Origin of the sequence: Corynebacterium uterequi (assembly GCF_001021065.1) — a bacterium.
In the GTDB taxonomy this organism is placed as follows: Bacteria; Actinomycetota; Actinomycetes; order Mycobacteriales; family Mycobacteriaceae; genus Corynebacterium; species Corynebacterium uterequi.
This window is the reverse complement of record NZ_CP011546.1, coordinates 1781243-1802839: the sequence shown is the minus strand read 5'-3', so window position 1 is coordinate 1802839 and position 21597 is coordinate 1781243. Positions and strand designations below refer to the sequence as shown.

22 protein-coding genes and 2 tRNA genes are annotated in these 21597 nt (G+C 64.5%); 15 read left to right on the top strand and 9 right to left on the bottom strand.

What is annotated here, in order from left to right:
- Positions 1 to 7 precede the first annotated feature (7 nt).
- Complete coding sequence (locus tag CUTER_RS08365; RefSeq protein ID WP_047260045.1) at positions 8 to 679, top strand: hypothetical protein; 672 nt, start codon at positions 8 to 10, stop codon at positions 677 to 679.
- Here CUTER_RS08365 and CUTER_RS08360 read toward each other — a convergent pair.
- A complete protein-coding gene (locus CUTER_RS08360) occupies positions 676 to 1077 on the bottom strand; it encodes a globin domain-containing protein (protein ID WP_047260044.1) in 402 nt (133 codons plus the stop codon). The two genes, CUTER_RS08365 and CUTER_RS08360, sit on opposite strands and share 4 nt — an antisense overlap.
- Before the next feature lie 21 nt (positions 1078 to 1098).
- Positions 1099 to 2133 (bottom strand): mechanosensitive ion channel family protein, encoded by a 1035-nt coding sequence (locus CUTER_RS08355; protein ID WP_047260043.1) that lies wholly within the window; start codon positions 2131 to 2133, stop codon positions 1099 to 1101.
- 137 nt (positions 2134 to 2270) lie between these two features.
- Between CUTER_RS08355 and CUTER_RS08350 the strand changes: the two genes are divergently transcribed.
- Positions 2271 to 3437, top strand: coding sequence for a cystathionine gamma-synthase (locus CUTER_RS08350; RefSeq protein WP_047260042.1), 1167 nt, complete (start codon positions 2271 to 2273; stop codon positions 3435 to 3437).
- 572 nt (positions 3438 to 4009) lie between these two features.
- Positions 4010 to 4684, top strand: a complete 675-nt coding sequence (locus tag CUTER_RS08345) for an ATP-binding cassette domain-containing protein (protein WP_052844090.1) — start codon at positions 4010 to 4012, stop codon at positions 4682 to 4684.
- On the opposite strand, the gene CUTER_RS08340 is transcribed toward CUTER_RS08345, so the two are convergent.
- The 4 genes from CUTER_RS08340 to pepN form a co-directional block, all read right to left on the bottom strand.
- Positions 4681 to 5358 (bottom strand): response regulator transcription factor, encoded by a 678-nt coding sequence (locus tag CUTER_RS08340; protein ID WP_047260041.1) that lies wholly within the window; start codon positions 5356 to 5358, stop codon positions 4681 to 4683. The two genes, CUTER_RS08345 and CUTER_RS08340, sit on opposite strands and share 4 nt — an antisense overlap.
- A complete protein-coding gene (locus CUTER_RS08335; protein ID WP_047260722.1) occupies positions 5355 to 6806 on the bottom strand; it encodes a sensor histidine kinase in 1452 nt (483 codons plus the stop codon). Before CUTER_RS08335 ends, CUTER_RS08340 begins: the two co-directional genes overlap by 4 nt.
- A gap of 70 nt (positions 6807 to 6876) precedes the next feature.
- Positions 6877 to 7344, bottom strand: a complete 468-nt coding sequence (locus CUTER_RS11750; RefSeq protein ID WP_047260040.1) for a hypothetical protein — start codon at positions 7342 to 7344, stop codon at positions 6877 to 6879.
- Between the two features lie 108 nt (positions 7345 to 7452).
- Positions 7453 to 9999, bottom strand: coding sequence for an aminopeptidase N (gene pepN / locus CUTER_RS08325; RefSeq protein WP_047260039.1), 2547 nt, complete (start codon positions 9997 to 9999; stop codon positions 7453 to 7455).
- Between the two features lie 88 nt (positions 10000 to 10087).
- Between pepN and CUTER_RS08320 the strand changes: the two genes are divergently transcribed.
- Positions 10088 to 10714, top strand: coding sequence for a mycothiol-dependent nitroreductase Rv2466c family protein (locus tag CUTER_RS08320; RefSeq protein WP_047260038.1), 627 nt, complete (start codon positions 10088 to 10090; stop codon positions 10712 to 10714).
- A gap of 37 nt (positions 10715 to 10751) precedes the next feature.
- Positions 10752 to 11006 (top strand): hypothetical protein, encoded by a 255-nt coding sequence (locus CUTER_RS08315; RefSeq protein WP_047260037.1) that lies wholly within the window; start codon positions 10752 to 10754, stop codon positions 11004 to 11006.
- On the opposite strand, the gene CUTER_RS08310 is transcribed toward CUTER_RS08315, so the two are convergent.
- On the bottom strand, positions 10990 to 12414 hold the full coding sequence (locus CUTER_RS08310) for an MFS transporter (protein ID WP_236684701.1): 1425 nt from the start codon (positions 12412 to 12414) through the stop codon (positions 10990 to 10992). The two genes, CUTER_RS08315 and CUTER_RS08310, sit on opposite strands and share 17 nt — an antisense overlap.
- A 32-nt stretch (positions 12415 to 12446) precedes the next feature.
- Between CUTER_RS08310 and CUTER_RS08305 the strand changes: the two genes are divergently transcribed.
- Positions 12447 to 12929: a ribose-5-phosphate isomerase gene (locus CUTER_RS08305; RefSeq protein WP_047260036.1), complete on the top strand. Its 483-nt coding sequence runs from the start codon at positions 12447 to 12449 to the stop codon at positions 12927 to 12929.
- 12 nt (positions 12930 to 12941) lie between these two features.
- Here the strand turns inward: CUTER_RS08305 and CUTER_RS08300 are convergent, their stop codons facing one another.
- Positions 12942 to 13439 (bottom strand): hypothetical protein, encoded by a 498-nt coding sequence (locus CUTER_RS08300; protein ID WP_144412292.1) that lies wholly within the window; start codon positions 13437 to 13439, stop codon positions 12942 to 12944.
- 57 nt (positions 13440 to 13496) lie between these two features.
- Positions 13497 to 14339 (bottom strand): hypothetical protein, encoded by an 843-nt coding sequence (locus tag CUTER_RS08295; protein ID WP_047260034.1) that lies wholly within the window; start codon positions 14337 to 14339, stop codon positions 13497 to 13499.
- A 152-nt stretch (positions 14340 to 14491) separates the two neighbouring features.
- On the opposite strand from CUTER_RS08295, the gene CUTER_RS08290 reads away from it, so the two are divergent.
- From CUTER_RS08290 to CUTER_RS08250, 9 genes are all read left to right on the top strand, one after another.
- Positions 14492 to 14566: transfer RNA gene (locus CUTER_RS08290), tRNA-Gly, on the top strand.
- 156 nt (positions 14567 to 14722) lie between these two features.
- The gene (locus CUTER_RS08285; RefSeq protein WP_047260033.1) at positions 14723 to 15706 is read left to right on the top strand and encodes an ABC transporter substrate-binding protein; all 984 of its coding nucleotides are present in this window, start codon (positions 14723 to 14725) and stop codon (positions 15704 to 15706) included.
- A 58-nt stretch (positions 15707 to 15764) separates the two neighbouring features.
- Entirely contained in the window at positions 15765 to 16874 is a 1110-nt protein-coding gene (locus CUTER_RS08280; RefSeq protein WP_201775031.1) for a FecCD family ABC transporter permease, read from the top strand.
- Positions 16871 to 17656 (top strand): heme ABC transporter ATP-binding protein, encoded by a 786-nt coding sequence (locus CUTER_RS08275; protein ID WP_082121324.1) that lies wholly within the window; start codon positions 16871 to 16873, stop codon positions 17654 to 17656. Before CUTER_RS08280 ends, CUTER_RS08275 begins: the two co-directional genes overlap by 4 nt.
- Positions 17657 to 17790: 134 nt before the next feature.
- Positions 17791 to 17864: transfer RNA gene (locus CUTER_RS08270), tRNA-Pro, on the top strand.
- 81 nt (positions 17865 to 17945) lie between these two features.
- Complete coding sequence (gene tig, locus CUTER_RS08265) at positions 17946 to 19295, top strand: trigger factor (RefSeq protein WP_047260032.1); 1350 nt, start codon at positions 17946 to 17948, stop codon at positions 19293 to 19295.
- Positions 19296 to 19540: 245 nt separating this feature from the next.
- Entirely contained in the window at positions 19541 to 20140 is a 600-nt protein-coding gene (locus CUTER_RS08260; RefSeq protein WP_047260031.1) for an ATP-dependent Clp protease proteolytic subunit, read from the top strand.
- Positions 20141 to 20161: 21 nt separating this feature from the next.
- Positions 20162 to 20785, top strand: coding sequence for an ATP-dependent Clp protease proteolytic subunit (locus CUTER_RS08255; RefSeq protein WP_047260030.1), 624 nt, complete (start codon positions 20162 to 20164; stop codon positions 20783 to 20785).
- A gap of 86 nt (positions 20786 to 20871) precedes the next feature.
- The gene (locus tag CUTER_RS08250; RefSeq protein ID WP_047260029.1) at positions 20872 to 21165 is read left to right on the top strand and encodes a muconolactone Delta-isomerase; all 294 of its coding nucleotides are present in this window, start codon (positions 20872 to 20874) and stop codon (positions 21163 to 21165) included.
- The last annotated feature ends 432 nt before the right edge of the window (positions 21166 to 21597 follow it).

Below are 21597 nucleotides of genomic sequence, written 5' to 3'. Positions count from 1 at the left end.
CCACCACATGCCTATTGAAACGCTGATAGTTCGCTCCGGGCTGCCCGGTCTGCTCGCTCTCGTCAGCCGGGCTGCGGGGATGGATGCGACGGCATCGGTGCGTTTTCGCGACCTCGGCGCTGGCAGGCTCGACGTCTTCGTGACCACCCCGATGTCGGTCGTGGCTGCGCGGCGCATCGAGGGCGCCATTTCCCGCGATGGGGCAGTGGTGGCGGCGACCGATCTGCTCGACGCACTCAACTCTGGGCGCCAGGAGATCGGCCCAGCCCGGGATCCGAACTGGCCCGGGGCGCTGCCGCCGGTGTCCGGTTTCCAGCTGCTCGACGAGGTTCCTGCTAGCGTCGTGCGACAGCTGGCCGACGCGGGCCAGGCGCTCACCCGGCAATTCTCGGGGCCGATGGGACCGCCGGCGAAGTTGCTCGATCAGGCGGTGCTCACCGTCACCGCCGATGCTCCCGGGACTGCCACCGGACCTACCGCAGAAGCACCGGCGAGCGTGGAGGTTCCCATGCGGATGATCTTTGCCTGCACCTCCCTGGGGCTTATTCCGGGGCTCAGCGCGGCCATGGACGTTCCACGTCATCTGCGGGTGTCCCGACGGGGCCGGTGGGTGCGCCTCGACGCGCCGTTCGGCAGCGTCTACCGAAACTCCTCGGTGGGCGGGATCCTGCCAATTTAGGCGTTAATCATCATGTAGGCCACCCGCTGCATGTGGTTCCACATTGCCGCGCGGGCGTCGTCATCGATGGTGTCGGCGTCAATGTCCGCCAGCGCGGCGCTCATGAGCTCCAGCCATCGCTCGGCGGCAGCGTTATCGATGTGGAAGGGGAAGTGACGCCGCCGGAGCATGGGGTGGCCCCGGCGCTCCTGGTAAGTGCGGGGCCCACCCCAGTATTGGGTGAGAAACCACAACAGGCGGTCTTCGGCGCCGGCGAGGTCGTCCTCGGGGTACATGGGGCTGAGCAGGTCGTCAGTCTTTATGCGGTCATAAAAGCCGGACACCAGCCTCCGGAACGTCGGCTCGCCGCCGACGGCGTCGTAGAGGCTGGTGTCGTTTTTCTCTGGGGGCTGCGTCATAGGTGACGAGCCTACTGGTTCCTACTTGCCGGTCTGGGGAATGCCGGCACGGGGAATGCCGTAGGGGTAGGGGGTGGGGATGCCCTTCTTGTTCATCTCGTCGAGGATGTAGCCCTGGACGTGGCGCTGCACGCGCCACTGCTCGCCCGGCATGGTTTTGATGGTGACCCGGTAGGACAAGTGATCCGGATTGAACTCGGAGACACCGAGGGTGGCAGGTTCCTCGATAACCGCGTTGCGGATGGTCTCCGACTGTGCGGCAGCGAGAGCAGCGTCGTGGACGACCTGCCAGGCTTCGGTGGCGTCGGCGGTCAACCCCACCGGAATCTGCATTCGGGCGATGCCGTAGCCGGCGGAATTGTTGCCCATGTAGAGCACCTCACCGTTGCGGACGTACCACAGGGTGCCGTCAATGTCGCGCACGCTGGTGATGCGCAGGGTGATGTCCTCGACAGTGCCGGACACGCCGTTATCCAAGACCACCTCGTCGCCCACGCCGTACTGGTCTTCCAACAGCATGAAGATGCCGGCGATGTAGTCCTTGATGAGCGACTGCGCGCCGAAACCGACGGCCAAGCCGACGACACCGGCGGAGGCAATGATGGGCCCGACGTTGATACCGAGGGTGCTGAGTACGTCGAGGACCACCCAGGCCCAGATGATGATCGCTCCGGTCGAGCTCAACACCCTGGCGAGGGTGCGCACCCGGGACCGGCGGCGGGTCTCCCGGGCCTGATCGATGTGGTCGAGCCGGCGTTCCTGCTCCTGGGAATCAGCCTCGCTGCTCGCGGCGGGTTGGCCGATGATGCGGTTGCGCAGTTTCGTCGACAGCGCAGGGCCGCCGCCGTTTTCGATGTAGTGGGATGCGAACCGGTTGATGACGCGCCGCAGCACCCACTGCAGGATGAGCGCAATGAGGATGACGGCGAGGATGTGTAGAGGTTTGGCTACCAGCCATTCGCGGGTGGTGGGGTCATCCCACCAGGAATTGACGGCGTTCACGGACTCCTCGACGGAGCTCGTCGCGCCATTTTCTTGGGCAAAAATCATATTCATCGCTCTACACAGTAGTCACGATGCCAGGGGCGGACTAGTGGAAGCGCAGCCAGCACCCTTCAGTGGACTGCTTAGTCTAGTTTTTGATATAAATCGTAGACAATGATGTTCAGCTAGCTAACAAGGAGCGTGCCCCCGTGAGCCTCAACCCCAACCACGGCTTTTCCACCCACTCCATCCACGCGGGCTACGAACCCGATCCCTACTTGGGGCCCATCAACGTTCCCATCTACGCCTCCACCACCTTTGCCCAAAACGGCCCCAACGAGCTGCGCGGCGGGTACGAGTACGGCCGGGTCGCCAACCCCACGGTGGCCAGTCTGGAACGCACCGTCGCCGCCTTGGAAGGGGCGGACTTCGCCGTCGCTTTCGGGTCCGGAATGGCTGCCACCGATACGCTGCTGCGTATCCTGCTGGAACCGGGAGCGCACCTGGTACTCGGCAATGATGCCTACGGCGGCACCTGGCGGCTCATCGACACCGTCTTCGGTCGCTGGGGCGTTGACTACACCGTCGTCGACACCACGGATGCCGACGCCGTGGCGGCGGCGGTTACCACCAATACTCGGCTCATCTGGCTAGAAACCCCGACGAACCCGCTGCTCAACGTCACGGACATCGCAGCGGTCGCGGCGGTCAAGGGCGACGCCCTGCTCGTGGTGGACAATACCTTCGCCTCCCCGTACCTGCAGACGCCGCTCGCACTCGGCGCCGACGTCGTCGTGCACTCCGCCACCAAGTATCTTGGCGGGCACTCCGACGTCATCGGCGGACTCGTCGTCACCAGCGACGCCGCCCTCGACGAGCGGCTGCGGTTTTATCAGGGCGGCGCCGGCGCTATCCTCAGTCCCTTCGACGCCTACCTCACCACCCGGGGGATCAAGACCCTCGGCGTGCGGATGGATCGCCACTGCGACAACGCCGAGGCGCTGGCGCATCACCTCGCGGAGCCTTCCCGCGGCGACGTAGTGGCGGCGGTGCACTATCCCGGTCTTGCCAGCCACCCGGGCCATGATGTGGCCACCCGGCAGATGCGGCGCTACGGCGGGATGGTCTCGGTGAGCTTCCACAGCGAGGATGACGCGAAGACTTTCTGTACCTCCACCTCGCTCATCTGCCTGGCCGAGTCCTTAGGAGGTGTTGAGTCTCTGCTTGAACATCCGGCGAGCATGACGCACCAGTCCGCCACCGGTTCCCAGCTGGAGGTACCGCGAGAACTCGTGCGCATTTCCGTGGGCATTGAAGACGTAGGCGACCTTCTCGCCGATGTCGAGCAGGCGCTGGCGGCTGTCGCGCGGCGCTAGGGTCTCAACCGAGCCGTGACGGCGCGGGCTAGGCGAAGCGAGGAATCGCTTCGATGGTGGCGCCAGCCCACCGCGGCTGTGTGTTGGCTAGTAGGAAGAACAGCGCCGCGCAGTGAGGCAGGCCCCATGAGTGAGCGCTCAGCGTCCCGTCTTCAGTTGTGAAGAGTTGGGGGAAGGTTAGAGAGGCGATGTGGGTAATCTCGCTTGAACTCGGCGTGATAACCACATCGTAAGCCGGCTAGGAAGTGCTGGAATTAAAGTAATTGTTCCACCACGGGCGGAGATTCCCGACGCTATTTCCCCAGGATGCAGCGCGAGCGAGGGCTTCGAGAAGGAATAAGTCGAAAACGCCCTGTCGAACGCCAGCTCGGTGGCCAGCATGATCGACGGCAAGAACTCGGTGACGTTGTGCCGCGAGCTATCGCTCGGATAGAACTCCAGTATCAACTTCCTTGGCGTTGGGCCAACTGCTCCGACGTTGTTGGGCGTGCCCTCCATGCTGTGGTGGGTACGTCGATTGTCAGCGACTCTAATCCAGCCTGGTCCTGAAAACTGGGCACCCCGCACCCCACATGAACGCCACCGACAACGTGGCTTACGGGCTGAAGATCCGCGGCTTGGACAAGGCCAAGCGCACCAAGCGCGCGCAGGAGCTGCTGGAATTGGTCGGCCTGCACGAGCACGTCGCCAAGCTGCCGAGTCAGATGTCCGGCGGTCAGCAGCAGCGCGTCGCTCTGGCCCGCGCCTTGGCGATCGAGCCGGACGTGTTGCTGCTCGACGAGCCACTTTCTGCTCTCGACGCGAAGGTGCGCGGCCAGCTGCGTGACGAAATCCGTCGCATTCAACAAAGCGTCGGCATCGCCAACCGGGTGGTCGGTGAGATGATCTCCCCGGAGGAGATCCTCGTGCTGGACACCCGGCTCAAGGTCGTCAACCGTGAGTCGGCCCCGAACGTCGGTGAGATCGCCTCGGCGCTGCTGCGACCCGAGCAGCTGCTCGCCACCGTCGACCCCGCCGGGCGCTACGCGGTGGTCGATCGCCAGCTGCGCGGCATCTACACCTCCGTCATCGTCGAGGGCACGCTGTCCAAGGGCATCCTGCGCCTCGACATGGCCACGCACTTGGCGGAGACGATGCCGGTCGGCACTCTGGTATCGCTGTCGGTGGGTCGCAATGACACCGTCATCGACGCTGTCGGCGACGTCGAGAAGGACACCTGGGAGACACTACAGGCGACGCGCGGCTAGACCAGCCGGTACCCGGAGCCGCGGATCGTTTCGATCTTGTCGGCTCCGATCTTCTTGCGCAGAGTGCGGATGTAGACGTCAACCACGTTGGAACCCGGGTCGAAATCCATGCCCCACACCATGCTGAGAAGCTGGACTCTCGACAGGATTTGCCCCGGGTGGCGCATGAACGTCTCCAACAAGCCCATCTCGCGCCGGGACAGGTCCTTCCACTTCTCGCCCACACGCACCCGGTGCTCCCGCAGGTCGAGCACCAGGCCGCGGTGGGTGAGGCGCGCGGCGTCGACGGCTGAACTAGCCTGCTTCGACGCCGCACTGGCCGCCAGGCGCAGGCGCACCCGGGCCAAGAGCTCGGCGAATTGGAAGGGCTTGGGCATGTAGTCGTCGGCGCCGCCTTCGAGGGAACGCACCCGATCCGCAACGCTCGTCCGGGCGCTGAGCACGATGACAGGCATAGCGGAGCCGACGGCCCGCAATTCCTCTAGTACCTGCGCGCCGTCCATGTGCGGTAGCCCCAGATCGAGGATCATGAGGTCAAAATCCCCGGTGCGGGCCATGGCGTATGCGCCGGGGCCGGAATCGACGACATCGCAGGCGTAGCCGGCCGCGGTGAGTCCACGTTCGATGAAGTCGGCGATTCCGGGGTCATCCTCAGCGATCAAGACGCGGCTCATGCGTGATCCTCTCGGGGCTCACGGTGGGTGACCAGGGCCGGGATCTCGATGCCGAAGATAGAGCCCAGGCCCCTTGTCGAGTCGACAAACGCCCGGCCGCCGTGGCCCTCGGCGATGGCGGCGACAATGGAGAGGCCCAGCCCGGCCCCGCCGGTGGGGCGGGCGTTGCCATTGCGTTCCGCGCGGGTGAAGCGATCGAAGATGGTCGACTGCTTGTCCCAGCTGATGCCCGGCCCACGGTCCCGGACCCAGATCTGCAGCATCCGGTCCGCGCCCTCTCCGATGTACTCGGAGCCGATGACAATCTCGTCGTCGCTGTAGCGCAGAGCATTGCCATAGAGTTCGAGGATGGCCTCGGTGACGCGGTTTTCATCCAGGTTAACGACGCCCTCGGCGACGTCGACGAGGGACACCCGATCCGATAGCGTCGTGGCCTTGTCCTCAATGTCGATCATGAGCTCGGCGACGTCGTGCGGGGCGGTAGACACCAGATTGCCCGAGTCGGCCAACGCCAGAGTGAGCATGTCCGTCACCATGCGCGACATCCGGTCCAATTCGGCGATGGCGAGCTGAATGGAACGAGCTCGCTGCTCCGGCGGCGTGGATTCGAGCAACTCCAGCTGACCTCGCACCACGGTGATGGGCGTGCGTAGCTCGTGGCCGGCGTCGTCGACGAACTGACGCTGTTCCCGGTACGCCTTTTCCAAGCGGTCGAGCATCTCGTTGAACGTCAATGCCAGCTTGGTGATCTCATCGTTGCCCGTCACCGGCACGCGCTGACTCAGGTCGGCGTTGGTGATGCTGTGTGCCACGTGGCGTACCGAGCGCAGCGGCGCGATGATGGGGCCGGCGATGAAATAGGCGATGAGCACCGAGGCGATGAGAGCGGCCAACCCCACCAGGACAATCACCCGCACCTGGCTGGCCACCTCCCCGCGGTCTTCCTCGGTGAAGTAGGCCACCACGAGACTGGCCGGTTGGTCGTCGGCCACCGACACGCGACCCCAGTGGATGTCACCGAAGTCAGGATCGTGGAAAACGCCCGAGTCGTGAGGTGCCTCGAAGATCTCGCGGGCGAACACCCCACGGGTATCCACCGGCGGCGGCACGGACCCGGACCAACCGGTGTAGTCGAAGGTGATGAGGTTTCCTTCGGCCCGGCCGATGAACAGCTCGTCGTCGTCGGGCCACTGCCGGGACATGAAGGTCTCGATGAGCCGCGCCGACGAGGTGAACGGCTGCTGCGTCGCCGGGTCGATGCCCTCCGTGGCGAAGCGGCGGAACTCCTCCAACTCCTGCTCGACGGCGGCGTTGGCGTTGTCGCTGACCTCGGAGATCAGCAGCGAGCGGGACATGAAAATCACCGAAAAGAGCGCGACCGTGACCACGGCGACGATCCACCACACGATGCGCCAACGCAGCGAACGGTGTGGGAGGAACTCTGCCAGGGAGGCCGGGCGCAGTCGAGATGTGCTGGCCGACGCAGCGGTAGCGCCCGAGGGTGCCGGGGAAGAGGTTTTAGTCATCGTCGTAGTCGTCGTCCCAATCGTCGTAGTCGTCGTCGACATAGGGCTGGTGGTTGATCTGCGGGGCTGGTGCTGGTGCCGGTGCCGGGGCGGGCCGGACGGCGCCGCCACCCGAGCCTGAACCGCCGGAGCCGCCAGAGCCTGAACCGCCGGAGCCGCCAGAGGCCGAGCCTGCCGAGCCTGCGCGCCCGCTGGCCTTCTCACCTGTGGTGGCCTTCGCATCCTTGCTAGCCGAGGGCTCGGTGGATGGCGACGAGGACGAAGACGTGGTCGTCGTCTCCTCGGAGGATGACGTAGACGGCGTGGTCGTCTCGGTGGCTGGGGCGATGCTCACGGTCGCGTCGGGCCCGGATACCTCCGGGCTCGACGTGTTATTGGCCAGAGCCAGGCCGCCCAAGCCAATGATGACGATCAGTGCCCCGATGGCGATGATCGGAGCGGCGGACTTTAAGGAGCTCATGTGCAATCCCTCTGGGTCGTTCGCGGCGCAGAATTGAATACTGGGGTACTCACTCAGTATGGATCCGGGCAGTGAATCCCTGATGAAGCCGCCATGAGAGTTCTTTCATCATCTCATTGTCTCTACCGTAGCCCCGGCATCGACGGCGCGCAGCCGAAGTGCCCGCGCTTGAGCATCGACCTCCTCGGCCAGCAAGCGCCGGAGGGCCGCGGGTAGATCCGTGTCCAGGAATCGCTGACCTCGGGCAAGGCCTTCCTCGGTGAGGTCCCAGCGCGGGAAGGTGTCCGCCACGACGGTGCGGGCGGACTCCGGCGGCAGTGCATCCCAGACGCCGCGTACCGTGTCGTAGTAGCTCTCGGAGAACTGCTCCAGGTGCGGCTTGGCGCCCGGAGCGACCAGACCTTCGAGCAGGTACCGGGTTTCCAGATTGCTCAGGCCCGGGGCGCACAGCCTCTGCCACACCTTTGCCTTGACCTCCGGGTCAGGGCGGGCGGCGCGGGCCTTGAGCGCCTGGAGTACGCCCGTGGAGGAGTGATCGCGGTCGGCATGGGCTGCGATATCCTCCTCGCTGAGTTCCCCGCGGGCGACGAGGGCGATGAGGGCGCGCCACCGCTGATCGGCGTCGTCACTATCCAGCAGACTACGCAAGTGGTCGGCCGCAGCATCAGTGAGTTCGACCTCAGCCAACACCCGCTCGAAGATGATGGCCACGTCGGGGTCGGCGGACTGTGCGCCCCGCAGCAGGGCGTCGACGAGCACCGTGGAGCTTTCGGCCCAGGCCGGATCGGCGAAGCGTCGCCAGGCAGTGGCGGCCTGGTTCAAGACGCGTTCGGTGACCGCCAGTTCCGTCTCATACTCGGCACCGCGGGCCACGAGCTCGATGAAGTCGCGTGCCCGCAGCTTACCGTCGCGGGTCATCTGCCACGCCGCCGACCAGCACAACGTGCGTGCCATCGGATCGTCGAAGGCGGCGATGTTGGCGATGACGAAGTCGATCTCGTCCGGGTGCAGGCTGAACAGGGCGTAGGTGAGGTCGTCGTCGTTGGGCAGGATGAGCCGGCCGGCGGGCGTGCCAACAAGCTCGTCGACGGCAGTACGTTCGCCGGTGAGGTCCAATTCCGCGCGGGAAATGCGCGTTACGCGGCCATCGCGCAGGTCGTAGACGCCTACCGCCGCCCGGTGCGTGCGCAGTGGCTGTTCGGATTGCACGATGTCGAGGCGCGAGTACGTCCCGTCCTCGGACACTTCCGCCTCCACCTCAAGGCGGTTGATGCCGGTGGTCTTGAGCCACTGATCCGCCCAGAAACTCAAATCCCGGCCGGAGGCCTGCTCAAGGGCGGCGAGCAGATCGTCGAACGTAGCGTTGCCGAACGCGTGCTGGGCGAAGTGGGCGCGCACCCCGGCGAAGAACGCGTCCCGGCCCACGTAGGCCTGGAGCTGCTTTAGGACGCTGGCTCCCTTCGCGTACGTGATGCCGTCGAAGTTCTGCTCCACTGTCTCGATGTCATCTGCCGCGGTCGAGATCGGGTGCGTAGTGGGCAACTGATCCTGGCCGTACGCCCAGGCCTTCTCGACGTTGGCGAACGTGACCCAGGCGGTGTCGTAGGCGGTTTCCTCAGACTGGGAGATGGCGGCGGAGAACGTCGCGAAGGACTCGTTGAGCCACAGGTCTCCCCACCAGCGCATCGTCACCAGGTCGCCGAACCACATGTGGGCGAGCTCGTGGAGGATGGTCTCGGCCCGACGTTCGTACTTGTAGTGGGTCTCTTTGGAGCGGAAGACGTACTCGTCGCGGATGGTGACACAGCCGGCATTTTCCATGGCTCCGGCGTTGAACTCAGGGACAAAAATCTGGTCATACTTGCCGAAGGGGTACGCGTAGCCGAAGTGTCGATGATAGAAATCGAAGCCCTGTTTCGTCTCCGTCATGAGGCGGTCGACGTCGAGGTGCTCGGCGAGCGACGCCCGGCAGTACAACCCCAACGGCACCTCCATGTCGGTGGGTTGACCTTCCGGGGTCTCGGGGTGGTGGGTGAGCTGACCGCGCCATACGTCACGGAACTCGGCGTACTCGCCGGCGCATACTGCCACCAGGTACGTGGACAGCGGATAGCCGATCTGGGTGCGGTGAACGGCCCGGTCGCCGTCGTGGGTGACCTCAGCAACCTCGTTGAGGATCACCTTCCACTCCGGTCGGGCGACGACGCTGAGGTCGTACGTCGCCTTAATATCCGGCTGGTCAAAGCAGGCAAACATCCGCTTGGCATCCGCGGTTTCGAACTGCGTATAGAAGTACGGGCGCCCGTCGGCGTGATCGACGGCCCGGTGCAGGCCTTGGCCCGTCCGGGAGAAGGGAATGTCCGCCTTGACCTCGAGGCGGTGCTCACCGGCGGCGAGCTCGGGAAGCTCGATGCCACGCTCGGCGACGTATCCCGAGGTGTCCAGCAAAGCGCCGTCGAGGACCACGATCGGCGCGACGTCAGTGCTCAAGTCGATGAAGGTCGTGCCCGGCTCGCGGGTGCTAAAGGTGACGACGGTCTCAGCGGGGAAGCGCTCCTCGGAGCGGGTGAGGTCCACGTGGATGCGGTAATGCACCCCATAGACGAGGGCGGAGCGGGCGGCGGCCTCCGCCTCGGTGAGGTTCAAAGAAGTCATGGTCCCCAGCGTAGACACCGGTCATCGCCGCGCTCACTTCGGTTACAGTGGGGGAGTCAGTGAAATATCAACGAAAGGCTCAACAATCATGGCCACTGCCGTGACCTTCTACTTCGACGTCTCGTGCCCCTTCGCCTGGAAGACCTCGCGCTGGATTAAGGAAGTCGCGACGGTCCGAGACCTCGCCATCGAGTGGACTCCGATGTCTTTGTCCATTCTCAACGAGGGCGCGGACATCCCCGCCGCCTACGCCCGGAAGATGGAAGCCAACTGGGGCCCGGCCCGCGTCTTTGCCAAGGTCAAGCAGGAGGCCCCCGAGAAGGTCGGCGAGCTTTACACCATCATGGGTGAGCTCATCCATGAGCAGGGCAACGGCGGCAAGGAGGGCTTCGGCGCGTACGACGCCATTATCGCTCAGGCGCTCGACGCCGCCGGCCTCGACGCCGACTACGCGGCCGCCGCCCACAACGAGGACGTCGATGCGCAGCTGCGCGTCTACCACCAGGCCGGGCAGGATGCCGTGGGCTCCGACTCCGGAACCCCCATCGTCCAGATCGGCGACAACGCCTTCTTCGGGCCGGTCATCACCCGCTACCCGGCCGGCGAGGACGCCGGAAAGCTGTTCGACGCCTACGAGACCCTCGCGGCATACCCCTACTTCTTCGAGCTCAAGCGCAACCGCTTCGAGATGCCGCAGCTGCCCGCCCAGGCTTAGTATCTACGCGGAAGTCTCAAGGAAGGACATCGTCATCATGGGAATCACCGCTACTTCCATCGTCGTGGCCGTGCTGGCCGGCATCGGCAGCTACTACTCCTGGAATAACAACAAGCCGCTGTCTATGATCCTGGGCATCGTCACCATGCTCGCTGGCACCGTGGGCGCCGTCGGGGCGTTCTTCCACGCCCTGGGGCTCATCTTCAAGCTGTTGCCCATCCTCCTCATGATCCTCGGAGCGTGGTGGGTGTACACGATGTTCCGCTCACACAGCTCTACTCCGAAGCAGTAGCGGAGGTTTCCTCGTCTAGTTCGACGAGCGGGCGGCCGGTCATGTCTCGCATGAGCACGACCGCCGCGCCGCCGGCACAGACCGCCACTACGGTGGCGAAGAGCGCGGGCGCAAGGGGGGAACCGCTGACATTTTGCAGCCAGGTGGCGATTAAGGGGGCGCCGCCGCCGAAGACCGCGGTGGCCGCGTTATAACCGATCGCCATGCCGGAGAATCGGCCCACTGCGGTGAATTGCTCTGGCACCGCCGACGCCGCCACCGCCGACCACGCAGCGGCCGGCACGGCCAGCGCCGTCACACCGATGAGTGCCACGGTCGAGCCGTGGGCCGCGAGCACCTGATAGGCGGGAACCGTCCCTAACACCACCACCGCGAGGATGAGGACGAACAGTCGCCGTCGCCCCACCCGGTCCGCCGCGAGCCCGACGAGGGGAGTGGCGATGATCGCCGCGAGGGCTGCGACAGTGCCGAGCCACAGCGACACGGCGCTGTCCAGCCCCATCGTGATCTCCAGGTAGGTGGGCACGTGGGTGATGTTGAGGAAGTAGGTCACCGACCCGGTGGCGGAGATGAGAAAGGCGAGCAGGACCGATCTCGGATGCTCGGTGAGCACCGCCACCAGTGGTGAGCGTCCCGTTCGTCGCTGGATGTTTCGGGAACGTTCGAAGGTGTGGGTCTCCTCCATCTGCCCACGCAACGGGATCATGCTCAGTGCCATGAGTCCGCCGACGAGGAACAGCACCCGCCATCCCCACGCATCCATCTGCTCGGGAGACAACGAGCGAGACATCCCCGCTCCGAGGCCGACAGCGAGTAACGATCCCACTTCGGAGGAGACGACCGCTAAGGAGGCGGCGAAGCCTCGATTGCGGGCGGTGGCTGATTCCATGAGATAGACCATGATCCCCGTGTACTCCGCCCCCACCGAGAATCCGGCCAGGCAGCGCAGCAGGATCACCGCTACGCCGCCCCAGGCGCCGATGGTGTCCGCCCCGGGAACAGCGGCGATGCCGATCATGGCTAAAGCCATGAGCGAAGTAGAGATGACCAGCGAGTTTCTTCGCCCAATCCGGTCTCCGAGGTGCCCGAAGACCATGGCCCCGATGGGGCGAAAGAGAAAGCCGACGGCCGCTATGCCGAGGGTAAACAGCAGGTTAGTGGAGTCGCCGCCGAAGTACACCGTGGTTAACGAGGTAGCGACGTAGAAGAAGATGGAAAAGTCATACCACTCAACGATGGTTCCGAAGGCGGCGATAGCCATGGAGCGGTGACGACGGGTGAGAACAGGGGACACGGAGAGGTCCTTCCCTGGGTTGGGGAGCCGCGGGGAGGCCGCGACGGTGTGCGCGCCATTGTAGGCGGTGATCGATACCCCGTTAGTGGGGTGTTGACCAGCGGAATCGGGCATGTCCTTCGCTGAGCTCTAGTAAAGTCGTGAGCATGCGCGTTTACCTTGCGGCGGATCACGCCGGATTCGAAACCAAGAATGCCATCATCGAGCACCTTGACCGTGAAGGCCACGAGCCCGTTGACTGCGGAGCTTATGAATACGATCCCTCCGACGATTACCCGGCCGTCTGCATCGACGCCGCTCTGCGGACCCTTGCCGACGAGGGCTCGCTGGGCATTGTGCTCGGCGGTTCCGGCAACGGCGAGCAGATTGCTGTGAATAAGGTCAAGGGCGCTCGGTGCGGCCTGGCCTGGAACGTCGATACTGCCCGCCTGGCCCGTGAGCACAACAACGCCCAGCTCATCGCTATCGGTGGCCGGATGCACGACATTGACGAAGTGCTGGCCATCGTCGATGCTTTCGTTGAGCAGGAATGGTCGGAGGAGGAGCGCCACCAGCGGCGCATCGACATCCTCTCGGCCTTCGAAGAGACCGGCGTTCCGCCGGAGCCGCCCGTCGCGCCTGAGGCTTAAGCGGACCGAGACCTACTCGTCCCGGGATCCTGTCCCGGCACCTGCCGCCAGCGCGCATGTGAGCGTGCCGGCCACCAACACCACGATGATCGCCAGCGCCGCCAGCGCTAGGCGATCTTTTTGTGCCTGGTGCTCCATGTCCACACCGGCGAGGATCTCACCGCGGGAACCATCCGACGCGACCACGGCCACCCGTTCCACGTGAAGCAACGTCGAGGGCGGGGGCGGGTACTCCAGGCCGGCGCCCGTCATATGGATGACCTCGCCGTCGATCATTCCTGCGAGGAGCTCATCCGAATTGGGAACGTGGCTGCTCAGGTAGGCTTCGACGACGCTATGGACGTCCTTCCCGGGGCTGTGGCGGGCCAGCCATGTCACCTCAGAGACCCGTTCTTCGACGCGGGCGTAGGCGTCGATCGTGCGGACGGCCCAGAAGATGCACGTCACGGTGCCGAGCAACAAGCCGGCAATCAGCCACACCGCCGTGATGCGCTCCGTCACTCGTTTCATGATTTCCAGTGTGTGCGCCCTGGATGAAGAGGTGATGAAGCGAGGGTGAGAATTTATTTAGAAGTCGAAATCGAAGTCGAACCCGCCGCCGTCGCCACCATCTCCACCGAAGAGGCCGTCGAAGAACCCGCCGCCGTCGCCGTCCCCGCTGTCCATGCCCGCGTCACCAGCGTCACCCGCGTCACCCGAATCAGTGTCGGCAGCATCGACGGCGTCGGCGTCCTGACCGGCGTCGGCCAGGCCCTCCGCGTAACCAGCCTCGAATGCCTCGGCACTGGGCACGCCGGACATGCCAGAGAACATAGAGGAGAACAGCATCATTGAGGTCACCGACCACAAGCCGGTGGACAAAGCGTCGGCCCACCACGGGGAGGAATACCACCCGGCGGGGACCGGCCGGCCCGCAACGGTACCGCCGGGATAGTAGTGAGGCGCGGCGTTGGTGGCGTGCGGGGAGGCGGTGATGGTCTGCCCGTCGTGCTCGATAGTGCGTTGTTCGGTCACCTTGCCGGCACGGCGTTGACCTTCCAGCTCGGGGAGGGCGGGACCGGCGGGCATGCCCATGATTTCACGGGCGGCATTGACATAATGAAGGCCCTCGAGGGCCGACTCGCGGGCCGCCAGGAATTCCTTGGTGGTGCGGGCTGTGGAGAGAGCGCCGTTTGCGGCGGTGAAACGCTCGGAAGCGTCGGCCATGGCCTGGGTGGAGGCGACGTCGGTTCCGGAGATGCTCAATACCTGGCTGCCGAGGCGTTGGGTCCAGCGCTCGGCGTCGACCTGCGCGTCGTGGGCGCGCTGTTGCTCCAGCACGGCCGCTTTCTTCTTGTTGGACTGGGACACGCCGACGGCGACGACCACCGCGGCGACGACCACAACGAGGATGAGGAGAAGTGCTCCCATGACAGGACGTGTCTGCTTTCTCGACCGAGGTCGGTTAGGGGTTTCTTGGAAAACATCGTACCCAAACCGGTGATACCCGCCGTGTGCTTCGTGGTTTGGGCGCCCTGGCGGGTTTCGGGTACGCTCAACGTCAGTGCCTCGAAGCAGGCTCTGGGGATGTCGTATAGTGGCTAATACCTCAGCCTTCCAAGCTGAAGACGCGGGTTCGATTCCCGTCATCCCCTCCATGTGACAGCGCCGCCGGTCGAAAGATCGGCGGCGTTTTTGTTGCCGATGTGGGCTAGGGGGATCGGCGCGTGGTGAGGTTGGTGATTTGACCCCACCCACGCTAATTTAAGGACAGGCTAACCTTTTGTAAGCCTCGCCTACGTTAAGGAGATCCCATGATCCACCGCCGCCGTGTCACCGCCATCGCCACCCTGGCCTGCGTCGCACTGCTCACCGCCTGCAACCCGGCCACGTCTGATTCCGAGAACACCACCTCCGGCGCCAGCAGCTCCGCCGAAGCGACCAACGCCGCCGCGGAACCGATCACGTTCACCGGTGACGACGGAGCGGAGATCACCGTCGATAATCCCCAGAAGATCTTCGCCCTGGAAGACTCGGTCATCGAGATCGCCGATGCCCTCGGCGTGGCGGATCGCATCGCCTTCATTCCCAAGTCCTCCGACGTGCCGGAGCTGGCGCCCAAGGCTGAGGGTGTGAATACCGCCGGAAAGGGATCGTTGACCGTTGAGGGCGTCATCGCGCTCAACCCGGACTTGGTGGTGGCGACCAACCGTCGTCACGAGGAGATCGTCAAGGGCCTGCAAGCTGCCGGTATCCCCGCCACCCTCATTGACCGGGACCAGCACCCCGCCGACATCGTCGCCAATGTCGCCACCGTCTTCGGCGTGAAGTCCGATGGTGAGGCGATGGCTAAGGACATCCGCGCCAGCTTCGATCGCATCTCCGCGGCCGTTGCCGACGTCCCCGAAGCAGATCGCCAGCGCGTCCTCGTGGTCTCTACGAGCGGCGCCGGCGGCAACATCTCCGGCGGCGGCACCCAGACCCCGGCTGACTTCATTATTAAGGCCGCCGGCGGCATCAACGCCGGTGCCGAAGCCGGCATCAAGCGCTTCTCGGCGCTGACCCCGGAAGGCGTCGCCGCCGCTCAGCCGGACCTCATCGTCGTTGCCGACACGGAACTGGAAGGCCTCGGTGGCGAGGAAGGCATCTGGGAGAAGGTTCCTGGTCTGGCTGCCACCCCGGCTGCTGCCTCTAAGTCGCTGCTCGTGCTGCCCAATAGCGCCATCCGCATCGGCGGGCTCAGTGCCGTCGACGGTGCCGCGGCCCTGGCAGAAACCATGTACCCGGACGCGTTCTAACACCGTCGAGCGCACCTTGTAGTGAGCAGCACCCCTTAAACCACCTCCTAGGACCCTCGTGAGTACAGTCGCCACCTCCACCCCCAACCAACCCCCCGCCCCGCCATCATCAGGCGTCGACGACGCCCGGACCACCACGGACAATGATCGCCGGTTCACCGTCTCCCGCCCGCCTGGTCAGGTGGTCTTTACGGTGCTCACGGTCGTGCTCACCGTCCTCATGGTCCTCGCCATCGGGCTCGGCCCTCTTCGGCTATCCCCGGCGGAGGTGCTAGCCGCGGTCGTCCACCCGGATACCGTGGCAGCCACTCACGTGCACGTGGTGTGGGAACTGCGCATCCCTCGCGTCCTCCAGGCGGCGATCGTAGGAGCATCACTGGCCGTCGCCGGCGCCGCTTTGCAGGGGTTGTTCGGAAACCCGCTTGCCGATCCCGGCATCGTTGGCGTGTCCTCCGGCGCGTCGCTTGGTGCCATCATGGCCATCGTGCTCGGGCTGACCACCTTTGGCACCTGGACCGTCCCCTTGATGAGCTTCTTCTTTGGCACGGGAACAACGGCTCTGATCTACGTGCTGGCCCGCCCCGGTAGTAGGTGCGGAACGGCTCAGCTGTTGCTGGTGGGCATCGCGATCACCGCCATCACCGGCTCGATCAATGGCTTCTTTACCTACCTCGCGGACTCCACGGAGCTGGAAACGGCCGTGTTCTGGTCCATGGGTTCGCTCAACCGCGCCAGCTGGGAGACCGTCGCGGTGTCTCTTCCCTTCTTCGTCGTCGGAACGGCAATCATGCTCAGCCTGGCCAAAGCGCTCGACGTGCTCTCACTCGGCGAGAAGCAGGCTCACCACGTCGGCCTCAATATCGGGCGGACACGCATCCTGCTCGTGGTGTCCACCGCCGTGGTTGTGGCCGCCGCCGTCGCGGCATCGGGATCCATTGGTTTCGTCGGCCTCGTGGTTCCGCACATCGTCCGCACCGTGGTGGGCCCGGGGCACCGGTGGCTCCTGCCGATCAGCCTCGTCGGCGGCGCCTTCATGCTCGTCGCCGCCGACATCGGCGCTCGAATAGCGAATCCTCCCTCGGAGGTTCCCATCGGCCTGTTCACCGGCATGGTTGGCGGCCCGTTCTTCCTCTGGCTGCTGTACCGCAGCGGAAAGGCACGTTCATGACCCCGCCCAACAACCAGACGGTGCTCAGCGCCCGCGACGTCGACGTCGTACTCGGCGGCCGCACCATCATCGCCGGTATGAATGTCGAATTCCGCCCCGGCGAGATGACTGCCCTCGTCGGTCCCAACGGTGCTGGCAAGTCAACGCTCTTCAGCGTCTTGTCAGGAGACCAGCCGGCTACTAGCGGCGAGGTCACCCTCGATGGCCGTGACGTCCGCTCGTATAAGGCAAAAGAGCTCGCGACGCGTCGAGCAGTGCTTCCGCAGGACCACATCGTCCGCTTCAGCTACGCGGTCGAGGAAGTCGTCGAACTGGCACGGCTCGCGCATACCACCTCACCCGATGAGGACAAGGTCATCATCAACGACGCCCTCACCGCCGCCGAGATGGTGGCGTTTCGGCGACGCGACGTTCAAACCCTCTCCGGCGGTGAAATGGCTCGCGTAGCCTTCGCTCGTGTCCTGGCCCAAACCACGCCCGTCGTCTTCTTGGATGAACCCACCGCGGCGTTGGACCTGCGCCACCAGGAGCTGGTTATGGGGCAGGCTCGGGCACTGCGCGACGCTGGCGCCACCGTCATCGTGGTGGTTCACGACCTTAACCTGGCTGCGGCCTACGCGGACCGCATCGTCATGATGGCTGCCGGGCGCCTCGTCGCCGACGGTCGGCCGGACGACGTGCTGACCTCGCAGCGCGTCAGTGAGGTCTATCGCCAGGCGGTCATCGTCACCAAGCATCCCACCCGCGGTACGTGCCTGGTACTTCCCACCGACGCTGCCTAGCTGCTTCTAGGCTCGGGCGCGTCGCGCGCCGGGTCGGCGTCGACCGGGGAGCGGAATAACCGCCCCCGATGCCGCCGGCTATGAACGCGTCCGGCTAGACTGCATGGCGTTGGATTCGTCCAGAGAAATTCACACGGGGCGTGGCGCAGCTTGGTAGCGCACCTGCTTTGGGAGCAGGGGGTCGCAGGTTCAAATCCTGTCGCCCCGACGTGGCGGTACCCGGGTAAGCCGGGTACCAGCACTCACAATAATTACTGACACAGACTTTGATGACACAGGAGACTAAAGCGTGAAGACTTCCGTCGAGAAGCTCAGCGACACCCGCGTCAAGCTGAACGTTGTTGTTCCCTTTGACGAACTCAGCACTGAGATCGACAACGCGTACCATGCGATCGCCTCGCAGGTGAGCATCCCGGGCTTCCGCAAGGGCAAGGCCCCGCGGCAGCTGATCGACGCGCGCTTTGGCCGTGGTCCGATCCTCGAGCAGGTCATTAACGATATGCTGCCCGTGAAGTATCAGCAGGCCTGCGAGGAAAACGAGCTGAAGGTCATCGGCCAGCCGCAGGTCGATATTAAGAAGATCGAAGACAAGGAGTTCGTCGAGTTCGAGGCCGAGGTGGACGTCCGCCCGGAGATCGAGGTCCCGGACTTCTCCACCTTCGAGGTCACCGTCCCGGCCATCAAGATCGAAGACGCCGCGGTCGACGCCGACCTTGAGGACCTGCAGCGCCGCTTCGCGGAGCTCAAGGACACCGATCGTGAGCTGGCCGACGGCGACGTCGCCATCATCGATATCGAAGGCGAAGAGGACGGCGAGGTCATCGACTACGCCACCGCCGAAGGCCTGTCCTACACGGTGGGCACCGACGACATGGTTCCGGGCCTGGATGAGGCCCTCATCGGTCTCAAGGCCGGCGACGATGCCCAGTTCGAGTCCCATCAAGGGCCGGCTGAGGATGACCCGGTCATGAACGTGAAGGTCCACGTCCACCAGGTAAAGGAGCGGGTCCTTCCCGAACTCACCGATGAGTTCGCCCAGGAGGCCAGCGAGTTCGACAGCATCGAGGAGCTGCGCAACTCCACCCGCGAGAAGCTCGCCGAGGCCGCCAAGACCACCCAGGCCACCGCCATTCGCGACGAGGTGCTCAAGAAGGCCCTCGAGGCCACCGAGTTCTCCCTGCCGGAGTCCGTGGTGGAGGAGCAGGCCCACCAGCAGCTGCACGCCCTCATGGGTCAGCTCGCCCACGATGAGACCGTCTTCGCCAAGATCCTGGAAGCCCAGGGCACCACCCGCGAGGAGTTCGACGCCCAGACCCGTCAGCAGGCCGAGGAGTCCGTGCGCACTCAGCTCTTCCTCGACGCCGTGGCCGACCAGGAGAACCCGCAGGTCACCCAGCAGGAGCTGTCGGATCAGATCCTGTTCACCGCCAGCTCCTACGGCATGGACCCGAACCAGTTCGTCCAGCAGCTGCAGCAGGCTGGTCAGCTCGGTAACCTCTTCGCCGACGTCCGCCGCGGCAAGGCCCTCGCCGCCGCGATCTGCCGCGTCACCGTCAAGGATGAGGACGGCAACTCCATCGATCCGTCCGAGTTCTTCGGTGAGGATGAGGAAGACAAGACCGACGAGGCCGAGGCCTAACACCTAGCCTTCGTGCGAGCCCTCCCCGCGAGATAGTGGGGAGGGCCTTGCTATACCTTTCACGGCCTTTTCATGCCTTTCGTCGCCGTCGTGGGGCCGCTGCGGGGCCGCGTTGATGCCGCTGTCCGGCTGCTGCGGAGCTTCGGCAACGCTCTCAGCGAACACGGCGGTGGATGAAGCAACCCGGCTAGTAGGGTGGTAGCCGATGAGGTGACCACAACAGATATCTAAGGAGTGGCTTTTTCATGACTGACAAGCTCACCATGTCCGCACCCGGCGGAATGAACCTCGGCGACTCGGTATATGAGCGCCTCCTGCGCGAGCGCATCATTTTCCTGGGCCAGCAGGTCGACGACGACATCGCCAACAAGCTGTGCGCACAGATCCTGCTCCTCAGCGCCGAAGACCCGACCCGGGACATCTCGCTCTACATCAACTCTCCCGGCGGATCGGTGACCGCCGGCATGGCGATTTACGACACCATGAAGTACTCGCCCTGCGACATCGCCACCTACGGCATGGGACTGGCGGCCTCCATGGGGCAGTTCCTGCTGTCCGGCGGCACGAAGGGCAAGCGCTTCGCCCTTCCCCACGCCCGCATCATGATGCACCAGCCCTCCGCCGGCATCGGCGGTACTGCGGCGGACATCTCCATCCAGGCTGAGCAATTCGCCCAGACGAAGCGAGAGATGGCCCAGCTCATTGCGGAACACACCGGGCAGACCTTCGAACAGATTACGAAGGACTCCGACCGCGACCGCTGGTTCACCGCCGCCGAGGCAAAGGAATACGGCATCGTCGACCACGTCATTACCCACGCCAGCAACGGCCAGATCACTAACTAGCATCAGGGGAGGACTTTCACGATGAACAACTTTGCACTTCCGCAGTCCCGTTACGTTCTGCCGTCCTTTATCGAGCACTCCAGCTACGGCACCAAGGAAACGAACCCGTACTCGAAGCTCTTCGAAGAGCGCATCATCTTCCTGGGCACCCAGGTGGACGACACGTCGGCCAATGACATCATGGCCCAGCTGCTGGTTCTGGAGTCCCAGGACCCGGACCGTGACATCACCATGTACATCAACTCCCCGGGCGGGTCCTTCACCGCACTCATGGCGATCTACGACACCATGCAGTACGTGCGGCCCGATGTCCAGACCGTCTGCCTGGGCCAGGCCGCCTCTGCCGCAGCTGTGCTGCTCGCCGCCGGCGCCCCCGGCAAGCGAGGCGTGCTGCCCAACAGCCGCGTGCTCATTCACCAGCCCGCCACTCAGGGCACCCAGGGCCAGGTCTCTGACCTGGAAATCCAGGCTAAGGAAATTGAACGTATGCGCCGGCTGATGGAAACCACGCTGGCAAAGCACACCAATCGCACCGCGGAGCAGGTTCGCGAAGACACCGACCGCGACAAGATCCTCACCGCGGAGGAAGCCGTGGAATACGGCATCGTGGACCAGGTCTACGAGTACCGCAAGCTGCGCGGGTAACTGCTTATAGCACTGAGGGGGCGTCGCCGTCCGTGTCGCTCGGCGACGCCCGCGGCGGCGTCGAGCGATCCTCGGAAAGGAATTCAATGCTGTTTCTCATCCGAACCGACGTGGCTCTGCCCGCCGACATGGACCCGGAAATCCGCGCCGATTTTCTTCAACGCGAACGCGACTATGTGACAAACCTCCAACATACGGGTGTCATTAAAGCGCTGTGGCAAGTCGTTGGTGAACGATCCCAGTACTCGATCTATGACACCGACGATCTCGACCGCTTGCATTCCATTCTCGAAGGCAGCCCGATGTTTGCCTTCCTGGCTCACACACTTACGCCGCTGGCGCAACATCCGGACGCTTTGGCGTATTACCTCAACGAATAGGCAGAGTGAGGTAGCGCCTTGGGGCCCCGAGTCCGCATAAGGGGTGAGGCGCATAGGATGCCTCGAAGGCTGGATCATGTTTGGGGCGGTGTGTGGTGTGTGCTCCGAGGTAATCGCAGTTGGGTTTCGTGGATTTGTGTTTGATACAGAAGCCGGTTCGGCTCCTTGCCCGCAGGATGGCTGAGTGTCATTGCTCCGAGAGGGGTGAGCGGCTACACGTGTAGCCACTATTGCCGTAGCCACTATTGCCGTAGCCACTATTGCCGTGGCCTTATGGATCCGATGGCGCTGCAGCCGGCTGGGCGATTCCAACGAGAGACTATGCCGAGCGTAGGGGGAAGGGGCCGGGCTGGAGCCTGGCATTGGGGTCTGGCGGGGTGCGATTCGCCCTTCAGGCTCACCGGGAGTATCGCCTGGCGCAGCACTGGGTCT

Coding starts and splice junctions, on each gene's coding strand:
- CUTER_RS08255 (WP_047260030.1), top strand. CDS start 20,162: ATGAACAACTTTGCACTTCCGCAGTCCCGTTACGTTCTGCCGTCCTTT.
- CUTER_RS08360 (WP_047260044.1), bottom strand. CDS start 1,077: ATGACGCAGCCCCCAGAGAAAAACGACACCAGCCTCTACGACGCCGTC.
- CUTER_RS08300 (WP_144412292.1), bottom strand. CDS start 13,439: ATGAAACGAGTGACGGAGCGCATCACGGCGGTGTGGCTGATTGCCGGC.
- CUTER_RS08355 (WP_047260043.1), bottom strand. CDS start 2,133: ATGAATATGATTTTTGCCCAAGAAAATGGCGCGACGAGCTCCGTCGAG.
- CUTER_RS08295 (WP_047260034.1), bottom strand. CDS start 14,339: ATGGGAGCACTTCTCCTCATCCTCGTTGTGGTCGTCGCCGCGGTGGTC.
- CUTER_RS08305 (WP_047260036.1), top strand. CDS start 12,447: ATGCGCGTTTACCTTGCGGCGGATCACGCCGGATTCGAAACCAAGAAT.
- CUTER_RS08260 (WP_047260031.1), top strand. CDS start 19,541: ATGACTGACAAGCTCACCATGTCCGCACCCGGCGGAATGAACCTCGGC.
- CUTER_RS11750 (WP_047260040.1), bottom strand. CDS start 7,344: ATGAGCTCCTTAAAGTCCGCCGCTCCGATCATCGCCATCGGGGCACTG.
- CUTER_RS08275 (WP_082121324.1), top strand. CDS start 16,871: ATGACCCCGCCCAACAACCAGACGGTGCTCAGCGCCCGCGACGTCGAC.
- CUTER_RS08320 (WP_047260038.1), top strand. CDS start 10,088: ATGGCCACTGCCGTGACCTTCTACTTCGACGTCTCGTGCCCCTTCGCC.
- CUTER_RS08340 (WP_047260041.1), bottom strand. CDS start 5,358: ATGAGCCGCGTCTTGATCGCTGAGGATGACCCCGGAATCGCCGACTTC.
- CUTER_RS08250 (WP_047260029.1), top strand. CDS start 20,872: ATGCTGTTTCTCATCCGAACCGACGTGGCTCTGCCCGCCGACATGGAC.
- CUTER_RS08365 (WP_047260045.1), top strand. CDS start 8: ATGCCTATTGAAACGCTGATAGTTCGCTCCGGGCTGCCCGGTCTGCTC.
- CUTER_RS08310 (WP_236684701.1), bottom strand. CDS start 12,414: ATGCCCGATTCCGCTGGTCAACACCCCACTAACGGGGTATCGATCACC.
- CUTER_RS08315 (WP_047260037.1), top strand. CDS start 10,752: ATGGGAATCACCGCTACTTCCATCGTCGTGGCCGTGCTGGCCGGCATC.
- pepN (WP_047260039.1), bottom strand. CDS start 9,999: ATGACTTCTTTGAACCTCACCGAGGCGGAGGCCGCCGCCCGCTCCGCC.
- CUTER_RS08285 (WP_047260033.1), top strand. CDS start 14,723: ATGATCCACCGCCGCCGTGTCACCGCCATCGCCACCCTGGCCTGCGTC.
- CUTER_RS08345 (WP_052844090.1), top strand. CDS start 4,010: ATGAACGCCACCGACAACGTGGCTTACGGGCTGAAGATCCGCGGCTTG.